Here is a 25,479-nt window from a genome sequence, read left to right on the forward strand (position 1 = left end):
GAGCGTTGCAAAAAAGAGAGCGGTCATGCCGGTCTTCTCCCGTTTCCTTCGATATTTCGTCGCCGTGGGCCGCTCGGGCTCGATCCGCCGCGCGTCCGAGGAACTGAACGTCTCCGCCTCCGCCATCGATCGGCAGATTCTGGCGGCCGAGCAGGAACTGGGCGTGGCCCTGTTCGAACGCCTGCCGACCGGGCTGCGGCTGACGAGCGCGGGCGAGATGATGATGGCCTCCGCCAGCGGCTGGCAGAAGGGGCTCGGCGATCTGCGCGCACGGATCGAGGATATGCGCGGCCTGCGTCGCGGCCATGTCACCGTCGCCGTGATCGATGCGCTCGCGCGGGGAACGGTGCCCGCGCTGATCCGGCGGGTGCAGGCCGATTATCCGGGCATCAGCATCGATCTGCGCGTGCTGGACAATCGCGACGTCGCCGACGCCATCCGATCGGGCGCGGTCGATTTCGGCATCCTGCTGGATCCCCGCTTCTCGCGCGATCTCACCGTCTGCGCGCATGCCGACGTGATGCTGGGGTTCGTCACCCTGCCCGGCCATCCCCTCACCGAGGCGCCGCGCCGGCGTTTCTCGGCCTCCGCCGGGCACCGCCTGATCGTGCCCGCGCCGCCGCTGGCCCTCGCGGAGCAACTGGCCGTGCTTCAGGGCGTGACCGGCGTGGCGATCGATCCGGTGGTGACGGTGGACAATGTGCAGATGATCAAGTCGCTGGTGCAGGAGGGTGCCGGGGTCGGCATCCTCACCTCGCTCGACGTGCATGACGAGGTGGCGGCGGGCGACCTCGCCTTCACGCTGATCGGGGACGCGATCGCGCGGCCGATGACGCTGGCGCTCTGTGTCGGCTCGCCCCGCCAGCTGTCGGCCGCCGCGCAATTGCTGCTGGAGTCGTTCGGCACGATCTTCGCCGGGTTCGGCGGCCGCCTGCCCGCTTCGCCCGCCGCCCAGGCGGCACTGGAGCCGACAGCGTGAGCGCATGGGCCATTCGCGCCGAATTGCTGGCCGTGCGCGCCGATCCGGCGATCGCGGGGACGGAGGCGATCGTCCACCATGCGGATGGCATGCTGCTGATCGAGGACGGCATCGTCGCCGCCTTCGGCGATCATGCCACGCTGGCCGAACGGCATCTGGACGTGCCGGTCGAGGATCGGCGCGGGCTGCTGCTGGTGCCCGGCTTCGTCGACTGCCACGTCCATTATCCGCAGACCGAGCGGATCGCCGCCCACGGCGCGCAATTGCTCGACTGGCTGGAGCGGCACATCTTCCCGGCCGAACAGGCCTTCGCCGATCGCCCGCATGCCGATGCGGTCGCCGCCTTCTTCCTCGACGAGATGCTACGCAACGGCACGACCAGCGCGCTCGTCTTCGCCACCGTCCACGCGCAATCCGTGGACGCCCTGTTCGACGCGGCGCTCGCCCGCGACATGCGCATCATCTCCGGCAAGACCCTGATGGACCGGCAGGCGCCCGAGGCGCTGTGCGACACGCCGGAGAGCGGCAGGGCCGAGAGCGAGGCGCTGATCGCACGGTGGCGGGGGCGCGGGCGGCTGGGCTATGCGGTGACACCGCGTTTCGCGCTCACCTCCACGCCAGCGCAACTGGCGAGCGCGGGCGACCTGCTCGCCGCCCATCCGGACGCCCTGCTCCACACGCATCTGTCCGAAAATCTCGGCGAGATCGCCGCCGTGGGCGAGGCTTTTCCCGAGGCGGCCGATTATCTGGATGTCTATGCCCGCCACGGGCTGGTCGGCCCGCGCTCCGTCTTCGCGCACGGCATCCATCTGGACGACGGCGCGATGGGGCGGCTCGCCACCGCCGGCGCCGCCATCGCCTTCTGCCCCACGTCGAACCTGTTCCTCGGCTCCGGCCTGTTCGATCTGGCGCGCGCGGACGCGCATGGCGTGTGCGTCGGCATGGGGACGGATGTAGGCGCGGGCACCAGCTTCTCGATCCTCCACACCTTGGGCGAGGCCTACAAGGTCTGCCAGATGCGGGGGAGCAGCCTCGATCCCTTCCGCGCGCTCTGGCTGGCGACGGGCGCGGGCGCGGCCGCGCTCTCGATCGCGGATCGCGTCGGCGGGCTCGCGGTCGGCCAGGAGGCCGATTTCATCCTGCTGGATTCCGCCGCCACGCCCTTGCTCGCGCGGCGCACGGCGGCCCGCCCGCTGGCCGAACGCCTGTTCGCGCTGCAGATATTGGGCGACGATCGCGCGGTGGCGGAAACATGGCTGGCCGGGCGCCCGGCGCATCGGCGAGGCTGAACGCCCCCCTCCCTTCCTCGTCGTCACCCTGAACTTGTTTCAGGGTCCATCGACCGACCGGTGCGCCAAGCGGAACCGTCAGGTCATGGATGCTGAAACACGTTCAGCATGACCGGCCCTCTGCAGAAGGCCAGGCCGCATGATCCAAACCTAAACGCTCGCCACGGCCTCCGCCGTCATCATCGCCGCAGCCACCGCCGCCGAAAGCCCCGCCAGCGTGTAGGGCTTGCGCAGCACCTCATGGCCCGCGAAGCTCTCCGTTTCGCCCGCCTCGCCGACATAGCCGGTCACGAACAGCACCGAGACATGCGGGAAGCGCGGCCGCATGATGCGGACCAGTTCGGGCCCGGTCATGCCCGGCATCAGCACGTCCGTGATCATCAGGCGGATATCGTCGCGATCGTCGAGCAGGATCATCGCCTCGTCGCCCGATCCACACAGCAAGGGATGATAGCCCAGCTCGGTCAAAGCCTCGCCCGTGGCCGATCGCACGCGCACGTCATCCTCGACGACGAGGATCGTCTCGCGCGCCACCGGGTCGAACGCGGCGAAGGGCGTCGCCAGCGGCGTCGTTTCGGCCACCGTCGTCACCTCGCCCTTGTGGCGCGGCAGATAGAGCGAGACGGTGGTGCCCACGCCCTCGCGGCTCTGCAGGATCACGTCGCCGCCCGACTGGCGCGCGAAGCCGAAGATCTGGCTGAGGCCGAGGCCCGTTCCCTCGCCCACCGGCTTGGTGGTGAAGAAGGGCTCGAACACGCGCTCCAGCACGGCCTGGCTCATGCCCTTGCCATTGTCCGTCACGGCGATGCGGACATAGTCACCACCCGCCAGCACGCCGATCGCGCCCTCGCGCAGCCGCGCATTGGCCGCCGACATTTCGAGGATGCCCGCCCCCGCCATCGCGTCACGCGCATTCACGCACAGGTTCAGGATCGCATTTTCCAGCTGATAGGGATCGATCCACACCGGCCACAGATCGGGCTCGGCCTTGATCCGCACCTCGATCCGCTCGCCGATCGTGCGATCGATCAGATCCTGCATCCCGTGGATCAGCTGCCCCGCGTCGGTGGCGTGCGGCATCAGCGGCTCGGCGCGCGCGAAGGTGAGCAGGCGGCGCGTGAGCGCGGCGGCGCGCGTCGCCCCGTCCATCGCGCTTTCGATATGGCGCGAGGCTTCGGCCGCCTGCTCCACCACGCGCTTGCGCGCCAGCTCCAGCCCGCCGATCACCACCGCGAGCATATTGTTGAAATCGTGCGCGATGCCGCCCGTCAGCTGGCCCACCGCCTCCATCTTCTGGATCTGGCGGAGCTTGGTTTCGGCCTCCTCGCGCGTGGCCGCCTCCTCGACCAGCGCGCGGTTGGCGGCGCTCAGTTCCTCGGTCCGCTCGGCGACCGCGCGCTCCAGCGCGAAGGCGCGGTCCAGCTCCTGCATCGTCTCCTCATTGGCGATGCGCCGCTCGTTCATCGCGGTCACCAGCATCCAGCCCGCGGCGATCGCCGACAGCATCAGCACCGCGCCCGTGATCGACATCATCTGCGTGAGCCGGTTCGAGCGATAGGTGGAGGCGGCCGCCTGGCTGTCGCGCTTGTCGAGCTGGGCGCGCTCGGTGTCGACGATCTGGCGCTGGAGCAGAGCGATATCCAGCACGTCGTCCGATCGCGCGGCGCGGCCGAAGATCGCGAGCGAGGCGCTGTTCTGCTTGTAGTTCAGCCGCGTGGCGGAGGCGCGCAATTCCTCGCCGCGCTGATTGTAGAGCGCCTGCAGCGCATCGACGCGCGCCAGTTGCGGCGGATCATCCCGCACCTGATCGCGCAGCGCGGAGAGCTTGCTGCCCGCCGCCTGCCACTCGTCGTAGAACAAGGTTCCCTTCGCGCGATCCGTATTGATGATCGCGCGGCCCAGCGCCGCCTCCGCGCGCGCCATCGCGCCGTCCACCTCGCCGGTGAGCAGGATCACGTTGAAGCTGTGCTGCTTGCGCGCCTGCGCCGCCTCGCGCTCCTCGGCCGAGCGCTGGACCACGATGATCAGCGCCGCCAGCAGGAACGCGGCCAGCAGCGTGAACAGCCCGGCGAGGATGCGCGCGCGCAACGGTCCGCTATCGGACCTGGAAAAATCGCCCCTGTCCGTCATTTCACTATCCTTACGCCCCGCCCCTATCCGGCGAAAGCGGAAGTGTTAGTTAATATGACCGATCGCGCGCCCGGCGGCTGCGAAGATGTCGAGGATCTCGCCCACCTGATCGTCGCTATGCTCGGCGCAGAGCGAGCAGCGCAGCAGATAGGTGCCCGCCGGCGTCGCCGGGGGCCGCGCGAGATTCACGTAGAGCCCGCCTTCCAGCAGCGCCTGCCACAAAGCCACGGCGGTTTCCTGATCCTTCAGCACCACGGCGATGATCGCGGACTGCGCAGTCTCGGTCGCGATGTGGAAGCCCAGCTCGCGCAGGCCGGAATGAAGCCGGCGGCTGTTCTTCCACAGATGCGCGCGCTTGTCCGACGCGTGCATCAGCTTGCGGATCGAGGCGGCGGCGGTAGCGACCACCGACGGCGGCAGCGAGGCCGTGAACACATAAGGCCGGCAGACGAGGCGCAGCACCTCGAAATCGGGATGGTTGGACACGCAGAAGCCGCCGACCGTGCCGACCGACTTGGAGAAGGTGCCGACGACGAAGTCGATATCCTTCTCGACGCCCATCTCCTCATAGACACCGCGCCCGTTAGGCCCGAAGAAGCCCATGCCGTGCGCCTCGTCGCACAGGATCATCGCGCCGTGCTTCTTGGCGACGGCGACCATCTCCGGCAGCGGCGCCACGTCGCCGAACATCGAATAGACGCCTTCCAGCACGACGAGCTTGCCCGCCTCGGCCGGCAGGCGGCCTAGGCGCTTGTCGAGATCCTCGACGCTGTTGTGACGGAAGCGCACGATCTCGGCATTGCCCAGCCAGCAGCCGTCATAGATCGACGCATGGCTGTCGGCATCGAGGATGATGTAATCCCCCTTGCCCGCGAGCGTGGAGATGATGCCGAGATTGGCCTGATAGCCGGTCGAGAACACGATCGCGTGATCGGTCCCGTAAAATTCCTTGAGCGCGTCCTCGCACTCGCGATGGCCCTGATAGGTGCCGTTCAGGACGCGGCTGCCGGTCGTGCCCGCGCCAAACTCGTCCAGCGCCTTCTTGCCGGCGGCGACGACGTCCGGATCGAACGTCATGCCCATATAATTGTAGGTGCCGAGCAGGATCGTCTTGCGGCCCTGGATGATCGCCTCGGTCGGCGAGGTCACCTTTTCCATCACGATCGCGAAGGGATCGCGCACGCCGGTGGCCAGCAGCGCCTCGCGCTCCTCGATCAGCGGGCGGAACTTCGCCATCAGGTCGCGCCCGCCGGGGGCGACGCGGTCGGTGGCGGCAATGGCGTCGGGCGTTTCCACGGAATCCGTCACTTGGCGGCCTTCAGTTTCTCGACCGCATCGACCAGCTGGCCGACCGTTTCGATCTCGGCCTGCATGTTCATCGTGATCAGGATATCGAACTCGTCCTCGATCGCCGCCACGAAATCCATGACGGTCAGGCTGTCCCACTCGAGATCGCCCGCGAAAGTCGTACCTTCGGTCAGCGCCGCGCGCTTCTTGTTGAAAGGCTCGATCTGCTCTGCAATCTGGGCGAATATGTTGTCGCGCTCGCTCATCGGGTTCCTTTAGGAATGACGGTCCCGATTGCCAAGCGATTGCGGCGGCGATGTGACGCGTCCTGACCTCGCCTTCCGGAACCCCGATGACCGACGATCCCGCCAACGATCCGCGCGCGCCGAAGCCACCGGCCACGCCCGCGAATGCCATCCACCTGATCCGCACCACCCAGCAGGCGCATTATACGCTGAGCCAGATGGCGGACCAGAAGGCCTCGATCCTGATGGCCGCCACCTTCGTGATCTTCACGATCACGATCGGCCAGGCCAAGCCGGGCGGGCATCCGCCGCTGGCGCTGGTGGTGCTGGGCGGCTTCGCGTTCGTCTCCGCGATCCTGGCGATGCTGGCGGTGCTGCCCGCGATCGGCGGCAAGCCCGGGGGCAAGCCCAACCTGCTCTTCTTCGGCTCCTTCACCCAGCTGGACGAGGAGGATTATGTGCGGCGGATGCTGATCGCGATGGAGACGGACGAGTCCATCTTCCGCACGATGGCGACCGATATCTACCAGAACGGCACCGTGCTGGCCCGGAAGAAATATCGCCTGCTGGGCTATGCCTACCGCGTGTTCCTGGTGGGGCTGACGGCGAGCCTGCTCACCTTCATCGCCCATTATCTGTAGGACATCGCCCGAAACCGTTTGTGCTGATCCTGTCGAAGCACCGCCTCTCTTTTTCAGTCGAGGATAAGAAGGACGGCACCCTTCGACTGCCTGCCAAGACAGGCGCTCAGGACAGGCTTCGACAAGCTCGGTGCAAACGGAGGAAATGGTTCCCCTCCATCCCCCGCATTTCCGCCACCGGCCCGCCTCATCTCGCTATTGCCGCCTTGCCGCACTGCACCATGGCCGGTAGCGATAGCGGCGGGAGCATCGCGGGGACGGGTGGCATGGCCGCACATGGTTGGATGGCCGACGATGGACAGCGCGCCTCGTCCGCGCGCATCTTCCCTGCATCCCTCACACAGATCGATCCGTCCGGGAGTAGCGAATGAGTATGCCTGACAAGCCCTTCCCCGTGCTCGTCACCGGCGGCGCCGGCTATATCGGCAGCCATGCCGTGCTGGCCCTGCTGGATGCCGGCTGGCCGGTGGTGGTGCTGGACGATCTTTCGACCGGCTTCCGCTGGGCCGTGCCCGACGCGGTGACCTTCGTGGAGGGCAATGTCGCCGACATGGACCTCGTCGGCCGTACGCTGGCCGATCACGGGATCGGCGCGATCCTCCATTTCGCGGGATCGATCGTGGTGCCCGAATCGGTGGTCGATCCGCTCAAATATTATCGCAACAACACCGCCGCGAGCCGCGCTTTGATCGAGGCGGCGGTGACGGCGGGCGTGCCGCATTTCATCTTCTCCTCTACCGCCGCCACCTATGGCATTCCGGACGAGGTGCCGATTCGCGAGGACATGCCGAACCGGCCGATCAATCCCTACGGCACGTCCAAGCTGATGACGGAGCATATGCTGCGCGACGTGGCGGCGGCGCATCCGCTGAACTTCTGCGCGCTGCGCTATTTCAACGTGGCGGGCGCCGATCCCGAGGGCCGCTCCGGCCAGTCGACCGCGGGCGCCACCCACCTCATCAAGATCGCGGTGGAGGCCGTCACCGGCAAGCGTGCGCATGTCGGCGTGTTCGGCACCGATTATGACACGCCCGATGGCACCGGCGTGCGCGACTATATCCACGTCTCCGATCTGGCCGACGCGCATGTCGCAGCCCTCGAATGGCTGATCGAAAATCCCGCCGAAAGCCGCATCATGAATTGCGGCTATGGCCGCGGCTATTCGGTGATGGAGGTTCTGGACACGGTCGACCGCGTCACCAACACGCCTATCGTCCGCAAGCTGGAAGCGCGGCGCGCGGGCGACCCCGATCTGCTGACGGCGGACAACAGCCTGATCCTCGAAACCCTGCCCTGGCGCCCGAAGCGCGACGACCTCTCGCTGATCGTGCAGCATGCGCTGCAGTGGGAGCATAAGCTGGCGGAGCGGCGCGGGGAGAGCTGAGGCCGCGCGCCTACGGCCGTTCGGTTCGAGCCTGTCGCGCCCCTCCTCCCCGTCATTCCCGCGAAAGCGGGAATCCATGGACGGCGCAACGATCGCGGGAGCGCATCAACAGCAGCAAAACGCTTCCATGGATTCCCGCTTTCGCGGGAATGACGGATGTAGTGGTTAGCTGCCGCCCATTTGGCGCGCAGCACCCGTCTTCCGCACCCGCCCGGCGCACGATCGCAACCAGCCCCCCGGTTCAATCCGCGCCGCTTTGGCGCTAGGCACGCGCCATGACCCATCACGCCGCTTATCCCGCCCTCCGCCTTCGCCGCACCCGCCGCCATGCCTGGAGCCGGGCGATGGTGGCCGAAAACGTGCTGACGCCCGCCGATCTGATCTGGCCGCTGTTCGTCACGGAAGGCGCGCAGACCGAGGAGCCGATTGCCACGCTCCCCGGCGTCTCGCGCTGGTCGATCGATCTCATCGTCGAGCGCGCGAAGGACGCGGCAGCGCTCGGCATTCCCTGCCTTGCCCTCTTCCCGAACACGCCCGCCGGGCTCCGCTCGGAGCGGGGCGAGGAAGCGCTCAATCCCGACAATCTGATGTGCCGCGCCTCGCGCGCCATCAAGGAAGCGGGTGTTCCGATCGGCATCCTCACCGATGTCGCGCTCGATCCCTATACCGCGCACGGCCATGACGGCCTGCTCGACGCCGAAGGCCGCGTCCTCAACGACGAGACGATGGAGATCCTCGTCGAGCAATCGCTCAACCAGGCGCGGGGCGGCGCCGACATCATCGCCCCCAGCGACATGATGGACGGGCGGGTCGGCCTGATCCGCGAAGCGCTGGAGCGCGAGGGTTTCGCCCATGTCCAGATCATGGCCTATGCCGCCAAATATGCCTCGGCTTTCTATGGTCCGTTCCGCGACGCGGTCAGCTCGCGCGGGCTGCTGAAGGGCGACAAGAAGAATTACCAGATGGACAGCGCCAATGCCGAGGAGGCGCTGCGCGAAGTCGCGCTCGATCTGGCCGAGGGCGCGGATACGGTGATGGTGAAGCCGGGCCTGCCCTATCTCGATATCGTCCGCCTCGTGAAGGAGCGGTTCGAGGTGCCGGTGTTCGCCTATCAGGTGTCCGGCGAATATGCGATGATCGAGGCTGCGGTCGCGGCCGGCGCGGGCGAGCGCGACGGCCTCGTCATGGAAACCCTGATGGCGTTCAAGCGCGCCGGAGCCTCTGGCGTGCTGACCTATCATGCGCTCCACGCCGCCCGCCTGATGGCGGGATGATCCAGACCGGTCGTCTTCTGCTGCGGCCGATCGGCCCGCAGGATCGGGAGGCGATCGCGGCCCTGCTCGGCTCGTCCGTGGTGCGCCACTATCTCGGCGGCGCGCGCTTCGGCGATGCGGCCGAGCGGCGGATCGAGGAGTCGATGCGCTATCAGGCCGATCACGGCATGTCGCGCTGGGGCATGGAGCGCCGCACCGATGGGCGGCTGATCGGCCAGTGCGGGCTCGTCCCCTATCTCCATCCCGATACGCCGATCACCGGCGACATCGAGATGGGCTGGCAGCTGGCCGAGGACTGCTGGGGGCAGGGCTATGCACGCGAGGCGGCCGAGGCTTCGCTGGCATGGGGCTGGGCCAACCTCACGGCGCCCCGCATCGTCGCGATCACCGTGCCCGCCAACCGCGCGAGCGTGGCATTGATGGAGCGGATCGGCATGACGCCGCGCCCCGATCTCGATTTCGATCACCCGCTCTATCCGCCCGGCGACGCACTCCGCCGCCACATCGCCTATGAGGTTCTGCGTCCATGATCGAAACCGAACGCCTGATCCTGCGTGGCTGGCGGGATGCGGACATCGCCCCCTTCGCCGCGATGTGCGCCGATCCCGAGGTGATGGCGCATCTCGGCGGCCCGCAATCGCTGGCCGAAGTGGAAGCCGCCGTCGCCCGCCAGCGCGATTTTAAGGAACGGCTCGGCCATTGCTTCTGGGCGATCGCGCGGCGCGAGGATGGCGCCTTCCTCGGCTTCTGCGGGATCAAGCCGGGCGGCCATCCGGGCACGCCGGTATCGGACGAACTGGAAATAGGCTGGCGCCTGCGCCGCGACGCCTGGGGCCGGGGCTATGCACGCGAAGCCGCCGAAGCCGCGCTGGCGTGGGGCTGGGCGCATACGGATCGCCCGCGAATCGCCGCCTGGACGATCCCGCCCAACCGCGCCTCCTGGACGCTGATGGAGCGGCTCGGCATGGCCCGCCGCCCCGATCTGGATTTCGCCCACCCGTCCTTCCCGGCCGATCATCCGCTGTCGGCCCACATCGTCTATGCGGCGGAGCGGACGTGCTGAGGGTGCCTGTCCTTGCTCAATTCCCCGTTCGCACTGAGCTTGTCGAAGCCTGTCCTGAGCGCCTGCCTCGGCAGGCAGTCGAAGGGTGCCGTTCTTCGTTCACCACGCGCGAGAGAAGAAGGACGGTGCTTCGACAAGCTCAGCACAAACGGGTTGGGGGAAAATGCGGAAGGCGAATCGGCTAACCGCCGACCTTGTCGACCGCCGCCGCCTCGTCGCGGGCGAACCCCGCCACCTTCGCCGCCGCCGCATCGATCGCCGCACGATCGCCGGTGCCGGCATAAGCGGGATCGACCCGCAGCGTATCGATGGCCCCCGCCGCGTCGCGCACCTGCGCCCGCGCCGCATCCAGCGCACTCAGCGCCTGCTGGCCCGCAATCCACGCCTCGCTGCCCTCGGCCGCGTTCCGCGCCTGCTCCAGCACCGTCGCATTGCCGCTGCGCTCCTTCTCGAACGCGGCATGCCCGGCCGTCGCATCGCCGACGAGCTTGGCCAGCTGCTGCTCGAGAGCGGAGGTCACGGGCGTCTGCGGCTCGCTGGCCGGATCGGGCGGGAGAATCGGGCGATGCTCGATCGGCCGGGGCTTGAGGCTCGGCACGTCGGCCAGATTCGCGCTGCACCCGGCCAGCACCAGCCCGAGGGCGACGGAAAAAGAGGCGGATCGCATGGGCCGCCTTTATCGGCCCGCACCCGCGCCGACAATCTCGGCGATAATCCGTTCGAGAGGGGTTGCGTCCCCTGAAACCTTCCCCTAGTGGAGCGCCTCCCAAGCGCCCGTAGCTCAGCTGGATAGAGCATCAGACTACGAATCTGAGGGTCGGACGTTCGAATCGTTCCGGGCGCGCCATTTTCTTCTCGGTGTTACAAACACTTAGGAGGCGATGGGTATGATGGTGGAAATCTCGGCTTGAGATTGAATCGCCACCGAGTCGCCACTGCGATCCGATCGTCCACACAGCTCTAAGTGTTCAGCGTGGTGGCGCCCAGGCAGGCAGCGACGCAGCATACTCCCGAAGAGACTCCAGCGGTATCAGCGTCCGCTTTCCGCTTTTGACGGCACGAACCTCTCCGGCGCTCAGCAACTTGTAGAAAGTGGCACGGCTCAGGCCGAGCATCGCCGCCGCTTCCGTGACGCTCACTAAGATCGTTCCGGGAACGCTCACGGCTTAGATGCTCGCCGAAGAAAATCGCGAGCCGGGCTCCACATACACTCCGAAGAAGATCGCCTTGGCGAACCCGTCCGTCAGCTCGTCGCGAGCCGGCGCGGCCACGATCTGAAGGGCTTCATAGGTTCTCTTTATCAGCGCCTGTTCGCCCGTAGCGCGAACGCGATCGAGGGTGGCGGCGCCGAGCAGTCGGCCAGCGCCAAACCGGTCGCTCGCTTGGAATGCGGCGCCAACCATGTCGAAAATCTCTCTCGAAACTGCATCCGCAACCATACTTCGCTCCCTGTCTAAGCGCGTCAAATAGCGTGCGCGGGCGTCTGCCTAGCAGAGATGCGAACACACACAAGATTGCCAATAGTTGACGAACTTTCGCATAAATAGTGAATGCTCTTCTACATCATGAGTTTGAGCTATAAATCGGAGAGGTGATCAATTTTTTATGCTATAGAGCCCGCATACATTCTAAGGATGATTCCATATGGCGCAGCACCGTCCTCTCAGCGAGCATGATGTGAGCGACATAGCCCATGAGTATGCAGAACTGTTCGGCTACATGCTCGACAATGTTCCTTGCGGCTACAATCTAAACTACAGTGATGCGGTGGCGGCGGCTGCGCGAATGATGGTTGTGGATGTGCCGTCCGCGTTTCGTCAGATCGTCGCCCGCGGAACAGGGGCATCGCAGGAAGAGGTGCAGGCCATGCCCTGGCCTACCGTCGTCAAGACGGGATGCGCGATTATCGAAGCAACTCGCGATGCTTGGCCCGATGGCACGCTACAGCCCATCATTGCGGACGCTATCCGGCCGTACAGCACCTTACTGAATCAGGCGCGTCAGTGATGGGCGGCGGCTGGGCAATGCTGCTTAAGGTATCCGCCGCATGAGCAGCCGATCGACTGATGTGAACTTGATTGTTCGCGCTCGCACTGAAGGCGAGAAGGCGATATCGGCTCTCGGCGACGCGATCGAGACGCTGCTGAACAATGCCAATGGCGGCTCCGCAGATATCGCGGAACTCGGCAAGACGCTTGCTTCCTTGGACAAGGCTGCCGCGACGATCGTCGGCTCAGTCGACAAGGCCGGCGCCGCGCTTGATCGGCAGAAGACCAGCATCACCCAGAATAAGGCGGCCCTCGGCGCCCTGGTCGCACAGCAGCAGGCGGCCTCGTCAGCGCTGGATCGCATCCAATCCACGATCGTGGATCGCCTCTTGGGCGGACACGATACGACGCAGCAGGTCGCCCAGCTCCGGGCTTTGGGCGAAGAGCAGCAGCGCCTTGGCGGGCAGGTCGATCGGCTCCGCGAGTCCATCCGACGCCAGGAGGCCGAACTCACCGGCGCCCAGTCGTCGTTGATCCAGCTGTCGTCGACCAGCCGTGCCATCTCCGAAGGACAGGCTGCGGCCGAGGCGCAGATCGAACTGACCACGCAGGCACTGCGGGAGCAGGCGGCGGCGGGCGAGCGCGTCACTGACGTTCAGCGGCGGATCAACCAGATCACGGGCGTCGATCGTCCGAATGCCACCGGCAGTGCCGCCTCTGTCGCACAGATCCTTGCCACCGCAGACGCCGAATATCGCGTCGTCGAAGCGCGCGCGGCCGAGATTGCCAAGCTCCGCGAACAGGAAGCTGCTACGACCGCACTGGCCGTGGCCGAGGAGCGCCAGCGCGCATTCACCGCGTCGCAGGGCATCGGTAGCGATCCGCGGGGCGCGCAGGCGCGAGAGTCCGCCCGCATATTCACCGAAGCGGCCGAAGCCGAAGATCAGATGGCGCGGGAGGCGGCACATCTGCGTGCTCAGCTCGATCCCTTGGCGACGATTCAAAACCGAGTGAACGATCAGCTCGCGCGCCTTCACGAGCTGGCGGCGGCCGGAAAGCTCAGCGTTACCGAACTGGCGGCGGCCGAGGCTCATCTCGCTCGGGAGGCTGAGCAGGCGCGACAGGCGCTGGTGGTCGGCGGCGGAAAACCGTCCGCCAGCCTCGGATTATTCGGTCTGAAGCCGTACGAACTCCAAAATCTCGGCTATCAGGTCAACGACATCATCACCCAGTTGATGTCAGGCACGAGCTTAACACAGACGCTCGGTCAGCAGGGCGGCCAGATCCTGCAGCTGTTCCCTCGCGTCACCAGCCTGCTCGTTGATGCGCTGACTAACCCCGCCGTGCTGGCCGGTGTCGCCACAATCGGTGTGTTGGCGCTCAGCCTGAAAGAGGCTGCCGATCAGGCGGCGCGGCTGCGCGACTTCAGCACCACCCTGACGTTCAAGGCGGACGGCGGCAGCTATAACGCCAAGGATCTGACGGACCAGGCGGATGCGCTGGAGCGCATGGGCGCGAAGGCCACCGAAGCCACCGCCGCCGTCAAGACGTTCGTGGACGACGGCATCAACCCGGACGCTATCGCGCAGTTCGGCCGCGCCGCGCTCGAAACCTCGAAAATCCTCGGCGTCGATCTGGCACAGGCGGCGAAGGATGTCGGGTCCGCCTTCACCGGCGGCTTCGACGGCATCGCGAAGTTCGACGACAAGCTGAACTTCCTGACCGCGTCCGAGCGCGACCATATCCGCGAGCTGTTCGCTGAGGGCAATGCGCAGGCCGCGCGCACCGAGGCGCTGAACGCCTACACCCGGCAGGCCGATGCGGCGGCCGAGAAGCAGCGCGGTCCGTGGGGCAATGCAGCCCGTTCGCTCGGGAACGCTTGGGATGCCCTGATAAAGTACATCGCGGATTCGGTGCCGATCAAGGCAACGATCTACGTGCTGGGCGAACTCGCCGGTGCCGTGCAGGCCGTGGGCGACGCGATCACGAGCGCGCTGGGCGGCAGCACGGGCGCTGGCGCGCCGAACCAGGCGTCGAAGATCGCCGAGGTGCAGAACCAGATCCGGTCGCTGCAGGACGACATCGACAAATACGAAACGGCGATCAAGAACAAGTCGCGATCGCGAGCACGCTGCAGCGCCTGCTTGATGAGTCGAAGCGCCAGCTGGCGTCGGCACAATCCGCGCTCACCGCGCTCGAAAAGGGCGCGCCCGATACCCTGAACGACGACCCGAACGGCACCGCCGCGAAGCAGCGAGCGGATCGCCTGTCGCAGATCGATCTGGAGCAGCAGCTGGGCGCGCTTCGCAATCGCGCGCAGGCAGGTCTCAACGCCGCAGATAGCAAGCGCCGTGAGCAGCTGGCCGGCGAGCTTGCCTATCGGCAGGAAATGGCTGCGACCGGCGACGCGATCGTCGCCAACCGGCTCCGCGAAATCGCGGTGGCCAAGGAGACGGCCGAAACCGACAAGGCCAATGACACCGCTCGCAAGGCCGCCCTGGCAGAGCGCGAACGCGAGATCCGGCAGTTCGAGAGCCGTGTCGTCGGTGCCGAGGGCGGGGCGGGGAAGAACCCCTATGGCAGCGCCAGTGGCTACGGCCAGTTCACGAAGGAGACGTTTCTCAATCAGTTCGCCACGGTCTTCCCGGAGCAGGCGCGCACGCTGTCCGAGCAGCAGATCCTCGCGCTCCGGCAGAACGAGCAGGTCGCACGCGCGATCATCGACAATTACTCGCGCGAGAACGCCAAATTTCTAGAGTCGTTCGGCGCGAAGGTCACGGCCGGGAACCTGTATCTCGCGCATTTCCTCGGTGCCGGTGGCGCGAAGGCGGTGTTGACGGCGGCCAGCGACACTCCGGTCGACCAGGTGATCGCGAAGCTGCCGCGTGCCGGCCAGATCCTGAGCGGGAATCAGGGCTATCTTCGCACCGATGGCGGCAAAGGCCGGTATCGCACGGCGGGCGAACTGCAGTCGTTTCTGGCCAACCGCGTTGGCGATACAGGACAGGCGCAGACGCAGGGGCAGGTGGCGATCAACTCGCTGCTCGAAGATTCCAAGCGCAAGCAGGACGCCTTCAATCTCGCCGTACAGCACGGCAACGAGGACCGCGCCGACGCCATCAAATATCTGGAGAAGGAGGGCGGGCTTCGCAGCACCGCGCTCATCGCCGCTCAGCGGGAAAAGGCCGTCGCGGATGCGGAGCGTGAACTGCGCCAGAAGGCCGAGGACGCCAACCGGAATCTCAAGCCCGGCGAAACCCCCGTGGTCGTTGACCCGGCAGATGTCGAGCGCGCCAAGGACCTCGCTGGTGCGCTGTTCGACGTGCAGCACGCTCGCGAGGCACTCAGCGCCAGACTGGATGATCTGGAGCGTCCGCTCGACATCCAGAAGCAGCAGATCGACCTACTCGTGCAGGAGCGCGACCTGCTCACGTCGATGGGCGAGTTCAAGGCCGCCGGGCAGGTCCAGAAGCAGATCGACGATGTTGGCAGCCATATCGGCGATGCCTACGATAAGGTGATCGCATTCTATAAGGCCCTGAGCCCGGAAGATCAGGTGCGGCTCGGGATCGACGGCGGTCAGATCGATGTGATCATCGATAAGCTGGAGCGTGCTAAGGACGCGGCCGTCGCGTTCAACAAAACTCTTCTGGGCGGAACGGTGAGCTACCGTCAGTTCGTGGATGCCTTCACATCCAGCGCCTCGGAAGCGTTCACAAGCTTCATCCAGCATGTCGCGGCCGGCAAGAACGTCTTCAAGTCCTTCGGTCAGGCGATCGTGCAGTTCGCGGCATCGTTCATCACGGCACTTGGGCAGATGATCATCAAGGCGCTCGCGTTCACGGCGGCGCTCTACGCCTTGGCCGCGATTACGCACATCCCCATCCAGGTGCTCGCGGCAGCAGTGACGGCGAGCGCGGGAGTGCATCACACCGGCGGCATTGTGGGCTCGGCTGGCGGCACACAGCGGCAAGTGGACCCGGCAATCTTTGGCGCTGCGATGCGCTATCACACGGGCGGCATCGTCGGCTTCATGCCCAACGAAGTGCCGATCATCGCGAAGCGCGGCGAGGAGGTGCTAACCGAGGGTGATCCCCGTCACAGGGCAAACGGCGGCATGTCGAACAGGACTGCCCCGTCTAGCGGCGACATCAAGATCGTGAACGTTCAGGACCCTGCCGCAGCCTTGTCTGCCGCGCTTGAAACGAAGGCCGGCGAGCGTGTTCTGATCAATTACGTGACGAAGAACAGCCGCGCGTTCAAGGCTGCCCTAGGATGATAGATCGTCGTACCGACAGCATCCTCCGTCTCGGGGAAGTGCGCGCACGCACGGGCCTATCGACCGCCACCATATATCGCCGGGAGGGTGCAGGAACGTTCCCGAACCGTATCAGACTCGGCGCGAAGATGGTCGGTTGGTACGCATCGGATATAGGGGAATGGATCGCTGACCCGTTCGGCTATCGGAATCCCGCCCGCGTGGTGAGTGACGATTGATGAAAGATCGCCGGACCGACAGCTTCCTTCGTCAGGAGGAGGTGATTGCACGCACCACGCTATCGGAATCGACCATTCGGCGGAGGGAGCGCGCCGGCACTTTCCCGCGCAGAGTTATGCTCGGCGCTAACTCGGTGGCTTGGTACGCGTCCGACATTGACGACTGGATCGCCGATCCGATGGGATATCGAGTTTCAGGGGCAGCGTAATTGCATGCAGGCTGATTTAAGATGCGATGAGTGCTGCTAAGGCCGGAAGCATCGGCGCGAAGACACCGATGTGATCCGCTGTTAGCCCGATAAATCTCTGATAAGCCGACAAAAGATTCGTCTTATCGCTTGCCCCCTCCATCTCCTTTACACTGTCTATAATAGATCTAACCAAAACTCCATCCGGAACGCCGCTTCGGGCAGCATTTTCGATATCGCGAAACACTGACTTACTGGAAACATTGTTATGCGATCGATCTTCAGATCCATGATTCACTCTCGCATTATTTCCAACAACATCGCCCGAACTAAAACTACCGTTTAGCTGACCAATGTGGATGTGCGCCCCGGCAGCCCTGCTCCGCTCCTCCATTGTAAAACTCAGCCCCTCTCCGGTTATTCCAGCGCGCGCCAATTCGAGCGACCAGTCTAATATCATGTTACGAACTTGCTCGATGACGTTTCCAATAACTCCTCGCGGAAATTCTATCGCCGCCTTAGGTATATCCCATCCCGTCACGCTATTCATCTGAGTTACTATAGATGGGTTTATTGGTTTCAGCAAAGAGCCCGACGTACTTTCATCGAATAGACTTTCATACACTCCAATCGGGTCAAACAAAGTCACTTCACTTAGCATTTCGTTAATCTGATCGTCGCCAAACATCAATGGCTGCCACCCGTGGTAAGGGTTCCAAGCTACCGGATTACCTCGCGCCTCACGATACGACGGCAAATCTGAACGATCTTTATAGCCGTCCAACTCTCGCTGCACCCATTCAAGAGCGTCGGGGAGCGACAGCTTGACGGCCGCAATCTTTACTTTCCGTAACAGAGCGCTGATCGATGATTTTGGATCGAGTGAATCAGCCTGCAGTTGGTCTACCAAGCCGCTCATTCGAAGACCCGTTCGCTGTTTGTCCCATCCCGTCTTAGGCGAGTGCCCGGCAGTATGTCATGCAGTTTCGCACGGTCGTCATCACGGCAATATACTCTTCACGGCCGCGTCGATTTTCTCGCGATCAGCCAAATATGCGAATACGGGGCCACTGATCGCAGCTAACGCCAAGGCAAGGTTCCAGAGCTTAAATATCACCGATGCCCGCGCGGCTTCGGCCCGGCTCGGCTTCAACAGGCCGAACGCAGCCAGAATCGATAGCGGGAGGGATGAGACTGCGGACCACCCCCTGGCAATACAGGTCCCGAGTTTGCCCGCCTTCTCGTTTAACGCTTCGCTCCGCTCAAGACGCCGCCCAAGGTGCCGGAACAGTACGGTCTGAGCGGCGTCCGCAATTTCGCCTCCGCGATCACGCCAGCCGATGCCGTCGCCATACTCACGTCGCATCTCCTGAAGCGCGAGCGGGAATAGACGGGCACCGTTCAGCATGTACATGCCGATCCGGACCCCGCTTACGATGTTATCCCAGCCTAATGCAGCCTCTAGTGCGGTTGATTGCATGCTCAGCCGCCGAAAGGCCGCCTGATCGGCACCCTGCGAGTTAGCGTAAATTACCAGCTCGCTATGAAAGTCTGCGACTGTCTGCGCGCGCCGCTCGTTCTCCGCTATCGCCCGCACGAAGCTGATCCTGCCTATAAAGGCCAGGGCCAGGAGCACGAACGCAAGCGCGACGGTGGCCGCCATCACGGTTAGTATCATGATGCGAACCTACCCATCTTTGCCAGGTCCACAATCGCGTTTTCCCGGCAACGGGTCCCTCCTGCAGATCTACGTACGGGCGGTGGGCGCTGAGCCGCACAACTTATGGCAGTCCGAATCTGCCTAAGAGGCAAATAGGCAATTTCAGGACCAGGCATGGCGACCGGACACTGGACACACCCTATAGGGATGTGTCCGTGTCTGTCCGGTTCGCACGACGTTATGCCGATCGGACATCTCACCGGACATTTCCGGACATTTCCGGACATCGCCGCTGGGACAAATAGCAGTTTCAATATCTTAGCAGGTTGGTAGTTTGTCTGGCCAATGTCCGGCGGCAGGCGGGGCGATCAGCGCTTCCATGGGAGAGCCGCGCGTCCGGCAAAGCAAAATGTCCGGTTTTTATACGCCGATAATCATGCGTGATGATGGATCGCAGCGCTTTTCGGTAATTCGGGTATTTGTCCCACGGAGCGGCCAAATTAGGCGCGCCGCCCCTCGTGCTGGATCAATGCGCGTCAGTCGACTTCTTCCTGGTCGAACGCATTTTCCAGGCTAGTGGGCCGCCGCACCAATCCTCCTTCCATTAGGACGGCGCCTTTCCGAGCTAGGCCTTCGAACGCTCGTTTGGCAGCCTTGCGCCTGCTGTCCGCATCCGCTGATGCTGATACCGTCGCCGACGCGACACACGCCTTTCGCCAGGCATCCTCCGTAACCGCGCCGGCCGTGCTTAGCGCTTCGAAGATCTGCAGCGCCGCCCGCTCGCTCGGCGTTAGCTTCTCGCGCTTCGGCGCGGCGCCGGGCGCCAGCTCGTCGACAAGAGCCGTGGTGATCGCGTCGCCATCTTCATCTTCACCCAGACATTCGGTCGCGATCCGAAATGCGATGTCCCGATCACACGAGCCGTTGCGATTCTTGGTGAGCTTCCCCCGAACAATGCCGGCCTCGTCCCGCGCAAAAAGCTGCAGTCCAACATCAAGCGCGCCGTTCAACAAGCTATGGCCGCGCGGCGTCGCACCCTGCGCTTTCGTATCGTGATGAATCAGGACCACCGCCGCTCCGTGGCCGGTCAGGCTCCGCGCAATGGCGACCACACGCCCCATGTCCTCCGCCGTATTCTCCTCCAAACCGGGAAAGCTCATCGCGAGCGTATCGAGGAAGATTAGGGAGGGGCGCTGTTCGGCAACCGCGCTCCGCAGCGCGGCGAGATCAGGACTACCGCTCGCCAGCAAATCCGATACCCCCTCCACCAGGATGAAATCAGGCGCATCTCCGTGGCGACGGCGCAGACCGGTCACACGACCGCGCATGCCGTGAGGGTCTTCGGCGGCGACATAGAAGACGCAGCCAGGCTTGGTCCGCATTCCGAAGGCGGTGCGGCCTAGTGCCGCTTGGTAGCCGATGTGGGGCGCGATCAGAGATTTTCCGGCGCCCGGCGCACCGAAGATGCACGCTAGATCGCGTGGAGCAAACAGCCCCTTCACGACATATCCCCGCGACGGCGTGTCCGCGCACGCAGATGGCGGGAGGAAGCGAAGCGCCGTTGGCGCGGTTGCTGCCGCCTGCTCCGACGCAGCGAAGCCAATCTGGTCGATCACGTCAGGCTCGCCCGGTGCTGACGACTGACTCCAACCGTAGCGCTTCGCGAGATCGAACAGCGTGCCGATGCGAACGCGCTTCCCGTCTCGGCGTCCTAGCGATTTCCAAGTGCGCTCCTGGTCGCGACGATTGTATTTCTCACCATCCTTGGACCACGCATCCCATCGATCGAAGCCGTCATCACTGCCGCCGCTCACTTGGTGCAATGCTTGGCCGATCCTCAGCCATAGATCGCGACCCCCCGTATCCTGGTGATCAGCATCCTTCACCGGAATCGCGCTCAACGCGCTTTCAATGCGATCCCAGTCGGGCGCGGGCTGCCAGTCCAGTTCGTCATCATCGCCATCTGGCGCGCTGACAGCGGTAACCAGCGGGGCGGGAGAAGGCGAATAAGGGGTGCCGTGCCGTCCGATCGCAGCGGCGTCCAGATCGTTAGCGGCGTCCAGTGGCCGCCCCTCGACGATCGCGACCTCCGGTGCAGAGGCCCCTTTTACGTGCCCAAAATAGTAGGACTGGGAAAGCGTGAAGGACTCGCCGGATAGGATGCCACCGAGAGCGCCGTTCAGCCGCGCGCACAGGCGCTCACGTTGTTCGGGCGCAGTACTGCTGCCAAGGGGGCATACCACGCGAAATCGCGGCTTGTCGGGCGTATGTGATGGACTGGAATAGATGAGGGCGGCGATGTTCGCATTCCGCAACCATGCTGCAGCGTCGGCTACACCGACGAGTCCACCATCATAATCGCCTTCGATGCCTTCGATTTCGAGCACGTTGTCATTGTTGCGAAGTGATCCCTTGGTAGTCGACACGTTGCCGAACCGCGCAAGTTTCATCAGGGGAAGATCTGCTTTCGCCCTAGCGCTCGGATCGTGCACTTCCTGTGCGAATTGCCTCAGTGAAATTTGTCGCTCAGATTTTCGCTGTGCAAGTTCATCTGCGAATATCGTGATGGTGACGCTTCGATCCAGAGGTGAATCTCCGCCTAGAAGGTCATCGAAACTGCTTACGGCTTGGGAGACCATAGACATAATTCGGGCATGTCCTTGAATCGTGTCCCGAACGACGCTATGTCAATTCTGACCTGTGATGGGGTCGTCCAGGAAAGTTGTAAACGGCGCGCCGGGATCCCCTCCAGCGCGCCGTTCTTGCTTATGCTGCTCCGGCTGGAGTCAGCATCGACAAGCTCGCATTTAGCTTTTCAATCTGCTGTTCACTTAGACCCGCCGATTCCCCGACCAGCGCAAACGACAGCGCACCGTCACGGTTGACGCATCTCAGATCAGCCCCAAGAGCTCGATCTTCGCCGATAACTGAGGCGGCATGCTGTCGTGCACGCGCCTCGGCATTCGCAATGCGCCAAGGCCACGGAACCGGGATGCCGCTTGCCATCAGCGTTCCGTGACGCTCTTGGCGCCAACGTATCCAGCGGCTGGATAGTTTGAGCCTCTTCACGGTGCGGTTCGGTAGCCGGGAACGCCTGCCGACCGGACGAGAGCTAGCGTGGACTGCAGATCATGCTCCTCTTTTTCGGCCGCAGATAAGGCTCGGCCGGAAGCGCTGAGCAACCCCCTTGCCTCGGTGAGCGACATGTTGGTGTTGAAAGCGATATGGTTTGCCTGAGCCTCGCGGCCTTTGGCTTCGGCGCATCCTAGGATCGCATCGATGCGGGTGCGATCGGCGCTCATGCGTTCACCGCCGCGCGCAGTTCTTCCTGAAGCTCCCGCCGCCGATCAATGACCCCCGCAAACCTTTCCGGATGCCATTGGCCGTGCTCCAAAAGCCAGGCAGGTTTGACGGAATACGGGTATGTCTCAAATGCTGTGTGATGCAGGGCGCCGATAAATTCGGCGGCAGGACCGTACGGTTCCAAGGCATTATAATAACCCCTGGTACTTCGGTAGCTCTCCTCTGCCACCCTGTGAGCTGCCATGAGATTGATCAGCGCCCATGCGAGCGTGTTCCATGCGTTATGCACTTCATCTAAGGCCGGGGTGATTGTATGCTCATGGATGTAGTCGGAAGTCGCTTTCCCAAATTCCTCTTTTTTCTTTTTCTCTTCAGCCTCTGCCGCCTCGATTTTCGATTTGAGCCTTTCGAGTACCGGGCCGTCGATCTCGACTTCCCTTTTGAGCTTAGCAAGATCGTCCCCGCTCGGCGGCAGTGCCGCCAGCACATCCCCCGCCCCGAGGGATATCTCATATTCCATCACAAGCTGCGTGTCGGCGGCCAGCTGTGCCTTGCGCTTATCGGCAGCGCTCCGCCTGCTGGAGATCTGGATTCTCAGATCGCGGACATCTGCCTGGCACTGCTTCAGCTTGGCGTCGGCGGCTTTCATTGCCGCGAGCGCGCTCATCGTGCGCCTCCCATCGCAGCGGTGGTGCGCGCCTCAGCCCAAGCACGCAAGCCAGCGACAGGGTAAAGCACCCTCCCGCCGCACCGGAACCACGGAGGGGAGTCGGGACTCCTTTGCGCCCGGTGCCGCCATAGGGTCGCGAGCGAAAGCCCGGTTATGCGAGCGGCATCATGCGCGCTAGCGCACTCACCCAGATTATCGAGCACGGTAGGTTTGGAAAGTTCCTGATGCATGCTGCACCTCCTTATTTCAGGAGGCTTCAAATAAACTCAAATATAATCAAAGTCAAAAATGACTATTTTTCAGATTTAATCTGAGAAAGTTTCACATCTTATATGAAAATCATTCATTTAGTTGAATCTGTATTAGACAAACGAACCGCTAGCGCAGAAGCAATCGCGCCCGAGATCCGATCCGTAGCGTTTCGCAGGGGCGTTGCAGCAAGGTGGGCATATCTCGCCGTAGTTTGTGGCGTGGAATGTCCAAGAAGCTTACCGATCACCGGTAAACCAAGATCCGCAGCAGCGCCTACGCTGGCGAAACTATGCCGAAGGTCGTGGATACGCAGCCCTACCAAGCCTGCTTCGCGCGTAAGCATCGACCATGGCCGCTTCAAATCAGCCTTCGGCGCCAGAAGATCTCGACTAGGAAAAACAAATGGTGAAAGCGGCTTATTAAGCGGCGGCGCACCAGGCTCCCGTTGAATGGCGCGCTCCCAAAGATGATCGAGGGTTTCCACAGCGGATCGCCCGAGGACAACGGTTTTGCGACCAGTCTTGGAATCCGGCAGAAGCAACAATGCTCTCTGTCGATCATAATGATCCCATTCCAAGCGGAGGATTTCTCGCAATCTCGCCCCGGTGAACAGGAGTAGACGGATCGCATCAGCCGCGTTCGAATCAATCTTGGTTCGGCGGTTCGCATCTTGTTTGGGAGCATGCTTCGACAGTTGGCCGGCCGCTTCACGGCCCCAGATGATGCCTTCACTCTCGGCTCGTTCGAGCGCCGCACCTAAACGTCCCAATTCCTCTTCGGATAAGTACCGCTCCCTCCCGGCCTCTCCGAACTTTTTAACTCCCTCACAGGGGTTGCATCCTGTCGGCACATAATCAGATTCAGCGGCCCAGCCGTAGAAATGGGATAGAAGCGTGACGACGCGGTTGGCGGTAGTCTTGTGTGTTTTACCGATGTTGCGGTGAAGCTTTATGATGTCTTGTCGGGAAACATTTCGTGCGACGAGGTTGCCCAACGCTGGGATAATGTGGCTGTCCCAATAGCCCCGATAAAGCTGCACTGTACGGGGCTTACGGACTGGATCAACTTCAGCCGCATAAAGGTCGCGCAGGTCGCGGACGCTCTTGGCAGCTCGCTCCCTTGCTCGATCGGAATTGGGATCTCCTCCCATCCGCACATTTGCCAGCATGGTCTTTGCAATATCGCGCGCTTTCTCGGGAGACAGCGTCTCAGTCGACCCAAGAGAGATCCTGCTCTTCGCAACGCCACGCCCGCCCGCTCCCGGTCGATATTCCACAATCCAAGTGCGGCATCCCTTTGGGTTTCGTCCACTGGGTGGGCTCAGGCGCAGCCCGAACCCCTTCAGCTCGGTATCATAGAAGACAGTTGGTTTAACTACTTCCGGAAGGGCAGAAAGTGCCCGTCTGCCAAGCTTAACTTTTCCCATATCGCCACCGAATCGCCACTGAGAATGATCTCAGATGAAGTCGCGTTAATTCGCATGATGCGATTATGTCAATTTTTTCCTTTACTTTCAGTTACATTGAAGTCGCTTGATGTCTGGTGAAGTCAGATGATGTTTTATTATCTCAGACTACGAATCTGAGGGTCGGACGTTCGAATCGTTCCGGGCGCGCCATTTTCTTCGAGAATGGCTTGATAGTGGGTTTGAGGTTCTGATTTCGTTGCCGGTCCTGATAGGTACGATCACCTAACAGACGAGCGATTCGGTAGCACGCCTGAAGTCCGATCTTCGTGCCGTGCCTTGATCCCCAGAGTTAACGCTCCATACTTGAATGCATCCATCATTGGGTAGCAAAGCCGTCGGAGCATTGCTGCGGCAGCTCTTACACTTGGTTGAAAGCTGGCGCCGCTCTTCCAGAACGATAACCTCACGATCACAAGCTTCCCTGCTGACAATCGCGCGCTATGGTATTGGCTCGCCAGCGAGCAGCTGACCATGTCGCGAGGAGGGCTTAATGCGAAATCTTCTTTGTTTGACTGCTATCGCTATTACCATCCTTATTACCGGCCCCGCTGATGCCGCGCTAATAACAAGATCGTATATCGCTAGATTTAGATACTCACAAGGTCCCGTTTTAGAGGTAACCCAGTATTTTACGCTGACATATGATCCAAATGGACCTACTTTCTACGATAAATCTGTAGACTCTTATTATTCTGACTCCGATATTTCTTCATTCAATCCTACAGGCGGTGTACTGTTTACATATCTCAGCTACGGATCGGACGGGATAATATTTATGGGAGGAGCGCCATCCGGGGCAGTGGCCTCAACGCCCGCAGAGCCGGATTTCTATACATATTTCCGAACTAATGGTTATGGCGAGGGCCACATAGGAACGGATGCGCCCGTGGGCTACAACACACTCACGAACAGTTACTATGCGGACGTTCAATATTTTACCAACTTAGCGCCATCGGCAGTTCCTGAGCCAGAAAGTTGGGCAACGTTCATCAGCGGCATTGGCTTGATTGGCATGACAATTAGGCGTCGTAAGAAACTGAACATTCGCTTCGCTTGATTCACCGCAGTAGCGGAGTGATTCTGGAAGCCGCTGGCCCGACGAGCGGGCGGCTACCTTAAACGCTCCATATTCCGATGACGGTCAGTTAAGCGAAAGCTTTG

At 63.0% G+C, this 25,479-nt stretch carries 25 protein-coding genes and 1 tRNA gene; 13 read left to right on the top strand and 13 right to left on the bottom strand.

The genetic code is table 11. The annotated features are described in order from the left end of the window. The first annotated feature begins 25 nt into the window (after positions 1-25). The gene (locus HL653_RS02530) at positions 26-979 is read left to right on the top strand and encodes a LysR family transcriptional regulator (RefSeq protein ID WP_171743118.1); all 954 of its coding nucleotides are present in this window, start codon (positions 26-28) and stop codon (positions 977-979) included. After that, complete coding sequence (guaD, locus tag HL653_RS02535; RefSeq protein ID WP_171743119.1) at positions 976-2,268, top strand: guanine deaminase; 1,293 nt, start codon at positions 976-978, stop codon at positions 2,266-2,268. The genes HL653_RS02530 and guaD overlap by 4 nt, the downstream gene beginning before the upstream one ends. 150 nt (positions 2,269-2,418) lie before the next feature. On the opposite strand, the gene HL653_RS02540 is transcribed toward guaD, so the two are convergent. The 3 genes from HL653_RS02540 to HL653_RS02550 all read right to left on the bottom strand — a co-directional run bounded on the left by HL653_RS02540 (position 2,419) and on the right by HL653_RS02550 (position 5,951). Next, entirely contained in the window at positions 2,419-4,398 is a 1,980-nt protein-coding gene (locus HL653_RS02540) for an ATP-binding protein (RefSeq protein ID WP_171743120.1), read from the bottom strand. 45 nt (positions 4,399-4,443) lie between these two features. Continuing rightward, on the bottom strand, positions 4,444-5,634 hold the full coding sequence (locus HL653_RS02545) for an aminotransferase class I/II-fold pyridoxal phosphate-dependent enzyme (protein ID WP_171746735.1): 1,191 nt from the start codon (positions 5,632-5,634) through the stop codon (positions 4,444-4,446). Between the two features lie 68 nt (positions 5,635-5,702). Then, on the bottom strand, positions 5,703-5,951 hold the full coding sequence (locus tag HL653_RS02550; protein ID WP_171743121.1) for an acyl carrier protein: 249 nt from the start codon (positions 5,949-5,951) through the stop codon (positions 5,703-5,705). Between the two features lie 86 nt (positions 5,952-6,037). Between HL653_RS02550 and HL653_RS02555 the strand changes: the two genes are divergently transcribed. The 5 genes from HL653_RS02555 to HL653_RS02575 all read left to right on the top strand — a co-directional run bounded on the left by HL653_RS02555 (position 6,038) and on the right by HL653_RS02575 (position 10,292). Beyond that, positions 6,038-6,571 (top strand): Pycsar system effector family protein, encoded by a 534-nt coding sequence (locus tag HL653_RS02555; RefSeq protein ID WP_171743122.1) that lies wholly within the window; start codon positions 6,038-6,040, stop codon positions 6,569-6,571. 373 nt (positions 6,572-6,944) lie between these two features. Next, complete coding sequence (gene galE, locus HL653_RS02560; RefSeq protein WP_171746736.1) at positions 6,945-7,955, top strand: UDP-glucose 4-epimerase GalE; 1,011 nt, start codon at positions 6,945-6,947, stop codon at positions 7,953-7,955. Positions 7,956-8,230: 275 nt separating this feature from the next. After that, a complete protein-coding gene (gene hemB, locus HL653_RS02565; protein WP_171743123.1) occupies positions 8,231-9,229 on the top strand; it encodes a porphobilinogen synthase in 999 nt (332 codons plus the stop codon). Beyond that, positions 9,226-9,759, top strand: coding sequence for a GNAT family N-acetyltransferase (locus HL653_RS02570; RefSeq protein ID WP_171743124.1), 534 nt, complete (start codon positions 9,226-9,228; stop codon positions 9,757-9,759). The genes hemB and HL653_RS02570 overlap by 4 nt, the downstream gene beginning before the upstream one ends. After that, positions 9,756-10,292 (top strand): GNAT family N-acetyltransferase, encoded by a 537-nt coding sequence (locus tag HL653_RS02575; RefSeq protein ID WP_171743125.1) that lies wholly within the window; start codon positions 9,756-9,758, stop codon positions 10,290-10,292. Before HL653_RS02570 ends, HL653_RS02575 begins: the two co-directional genes overlap by 4 nt. A 181-nt stretch (positions 10,293-10,473) precedes the next feature. Here the strand turns inward: HL653_RS02575 and HL653_RS02580 are convergent, their stop codons facing one another. Continuing rightward, positions 10,474-10,959 carry a hypothetical protein gene (locus tag HL653_RS02580; RefSeq protein WP_171743126.1) on the bottom strand — a complete coding sequence of 162 codons (486 nt, stop codon included), beginning with the start codon at positions 10,957-10,959 and terminating at the stop codon, positions 10,474-10,476. Between the two features lie 103 nt (positions 10,960-11,062). Here HL653_RS02580 and HL653_RS02585 point away from each other — a divergent pair. Further along, positions 11,063-11,139 (top strand) — tRNA-Arg (locus HL653_RS02585). Positions 11,140-11,260: 121 nt separating this feature from the next. Here the strand turns inward: HL653_RS02585 and HL653_RS24545 are convergent. After that, complete coding sequence (locus HL653_RS24545) at positions 11,261-11,407, bottom strand: helix-turn-helix domain-containing protein (protein WP_171746737.1); 147 nt, start codon at positions 11,405-11,407, stop codon at positions 11,261-11,263. Between the two features lie 51 nt (positions 11,408-11,458). Further along, positions 11,459-11,731: a hypothetical protein gene (locus HL653_RS02595; protein ID WP_171743127.1), complete on the bottom strand. Its 273-nt coding sequence runs from the start codon at positions 11,729-11,731 to the stop codon at positions 11,459-11,461. A gap of 205 nt (positions 11,732-11,936) precedes the next feature. Between HL653_RS02595 and HL653_RS02600 the strand changes: the two genes are divergently transcribed. The 4 genes from HL653_RS02600 to HL653_RS02615 all read left to right on the top strand — a co-directional run bounded on the left by HL653_RS02600 (position 11,937) and on the right by HL653_RS02615 (position 16,986). After that, on the top strand, positions 11,937-12,299 hold the full coding sequence (locus tag HL653_RS02600) for a hypothetical protein (RefSeq protein ID WP_171743128.1): 363 nt from the start codon (positions 11,937-11,939) through the stop codon (positions 12,297-12,299). A gap of 40 nt (positions 12,300-12,339) precedes the next feature. Continuing rightward, positions 12,340-14,502 carry a phage tail length tape measure family protein gene (locus HL653_RS02605; protein WP_171743129.1) on the top strand — a complete coding sequence of 721 codons (2,163 nt, stop codon included), beginning with the start codon at positions 12,340-12,342 and terminating at the stop codon, positions 14,500-14,502. Positions 14,503-16,555: 2,053 nt separating this feature from the next. Beyond that, on the top strand, positions 16,556-16,777 hold the full coding sequence (locus tag HL653_RS02610; protein WP_171743130.1) for an AlpA family transcriptional regulator: 222 nt from the start codon (positions 16,556-16,558) through the stop codon (positions 16,775-16,777). Then, the gene (locus tag HL653_RS02615) at positions 16,777-16,986 is read left to right on the top strand and encodes an AlpA family transcriptional regulator (protein ID WP_171743131.1); all 210 of its coding nucleotides are present in this window, start codon (positions 16,777-16,779) and stop codon (positions 16,984-16,986) included. The genes HL653_RS02610 and HL653_RS02615 overlap by 1 nt, the downstream gene beginning before the upstream one ends. A gap of 16 nt (positions 16,987-17,002) precedes the next feature. On the opposite strand, the gene HL653_RS02620 is transcribed toward HL653_RS02615, so the two are convergent. The 7 genes from HL653_RS02620 to HL653_RS02650 all read right to left on the bottom strand — a co-directional run bounded on the left by HL653_RS02620 (position 17,003) and on the right by HL653_RS02650 (position 24,276). Then, positions 17,003-17,884, bottom strand: coding sequence for a hypothetical protein (locus tag HL653_RS02620; RefSeq protein WP_171743132.1), 882 nt, complete (start codon positions 17,882-17,884; stop codon positions 17,003-17,005). 81 nt (positions 17,885-17,965) lie between these two features. Then, positions 17,966-18,643: a hypothetical protein gene (locus tag HL653_RS02625; protein ID WP_171743133.1), complete on the bottom strand. Its 678-nt coding sequence runs from the start codon at positions 18,641-18,643 to the stop codon at positions 17,966-17,968. Between the two features lie 518 nt (positions 18,644-19,161). After that, positions 19,162-21,270, bottom strand: coding sequence for an AAA family ATPase (locus HL653_RS02630; protein WP_171743134.1), 2,109 nt, complete (start codon positions 21,268-21,270; stop codon positions 19,162-19,164). A gap of 121 nt (positions 21,271-21,391) precedes the next feature. Then, positions 21,392-21,631, bottom strand: a complete 240-nt coding sequence (locus tag HL653_RS02635) for a hypothetical protein (protein ID WP_171743135.1) — start codon at positions 21,629-21,631, stop codon at positions 21,392-21,394. Positions 21,632-21,690: 59 nt separating this feature from the next. Then, positions 21,691-21,927: a hypothetical protein gene (locus tag HL653_RS02640; RefSeq protein WP_171743136.1), complete on the bottom strand. Its 237-nt coding sequence runs from the start codon at positions 21,925-21,927 to the stop codon at positions 21,691-21,693. Continuing rightward, positions 21,924-22,595 (bottom strand): hypothetical protein, encoded by a 672-nt coding sequence (locus HL653_RS02645; RefSeq protein ID WP_171743137.1) that lies wholly within the window; start codon positions 22,593-22,595, stop codon positions 21,924-21,926. The genes HL653_RS02640 and HL653_RS02645 overlap by 4 nt, the downstream gene beginning before the upstream one ends. 346 nt (positions 22,596-22,941) lie before the next feature. Next, positions 22,942-24,276, bottom strand: a complete 1,335-nt coding sequence (locus tag HL653_RS02650; RefSeq protein ID WP_171743138.1) for a site-specific integrase — start codon at positions 24,274-24,276, stop codon at positions 22,942-22,944. 532 nt (positions 24,277-24,808) lie between these two features. Here HL653_RS02650 and HL653_RS02655 point away from each other — a divergent pair. Further along, positions 24,809-25,375 (top strand): PEP-CTERM sorting domain-containing protein, encoded by a 567-nt coding sequence (locus HL653_RS02655; protein ID WP_171743139.1) that lies wholly within the window; start codon positions 24,809-24,811, stop codon positions 25,373-25,375. The last annotated feature ends 104 nt before the right edge of the window (positions 25,376-25,479 follow it).

The sequence above is a fragment of the Sphingomonas sp. AP4-R1 genome, assembly GCF_013113735.1.
Taxonomy (GTDB): Bacteria; Pseudomonadota; Alphaproteobacteria; order Sphingomonadales; family Sphingomonadaceae; genus Sphingomonas_I.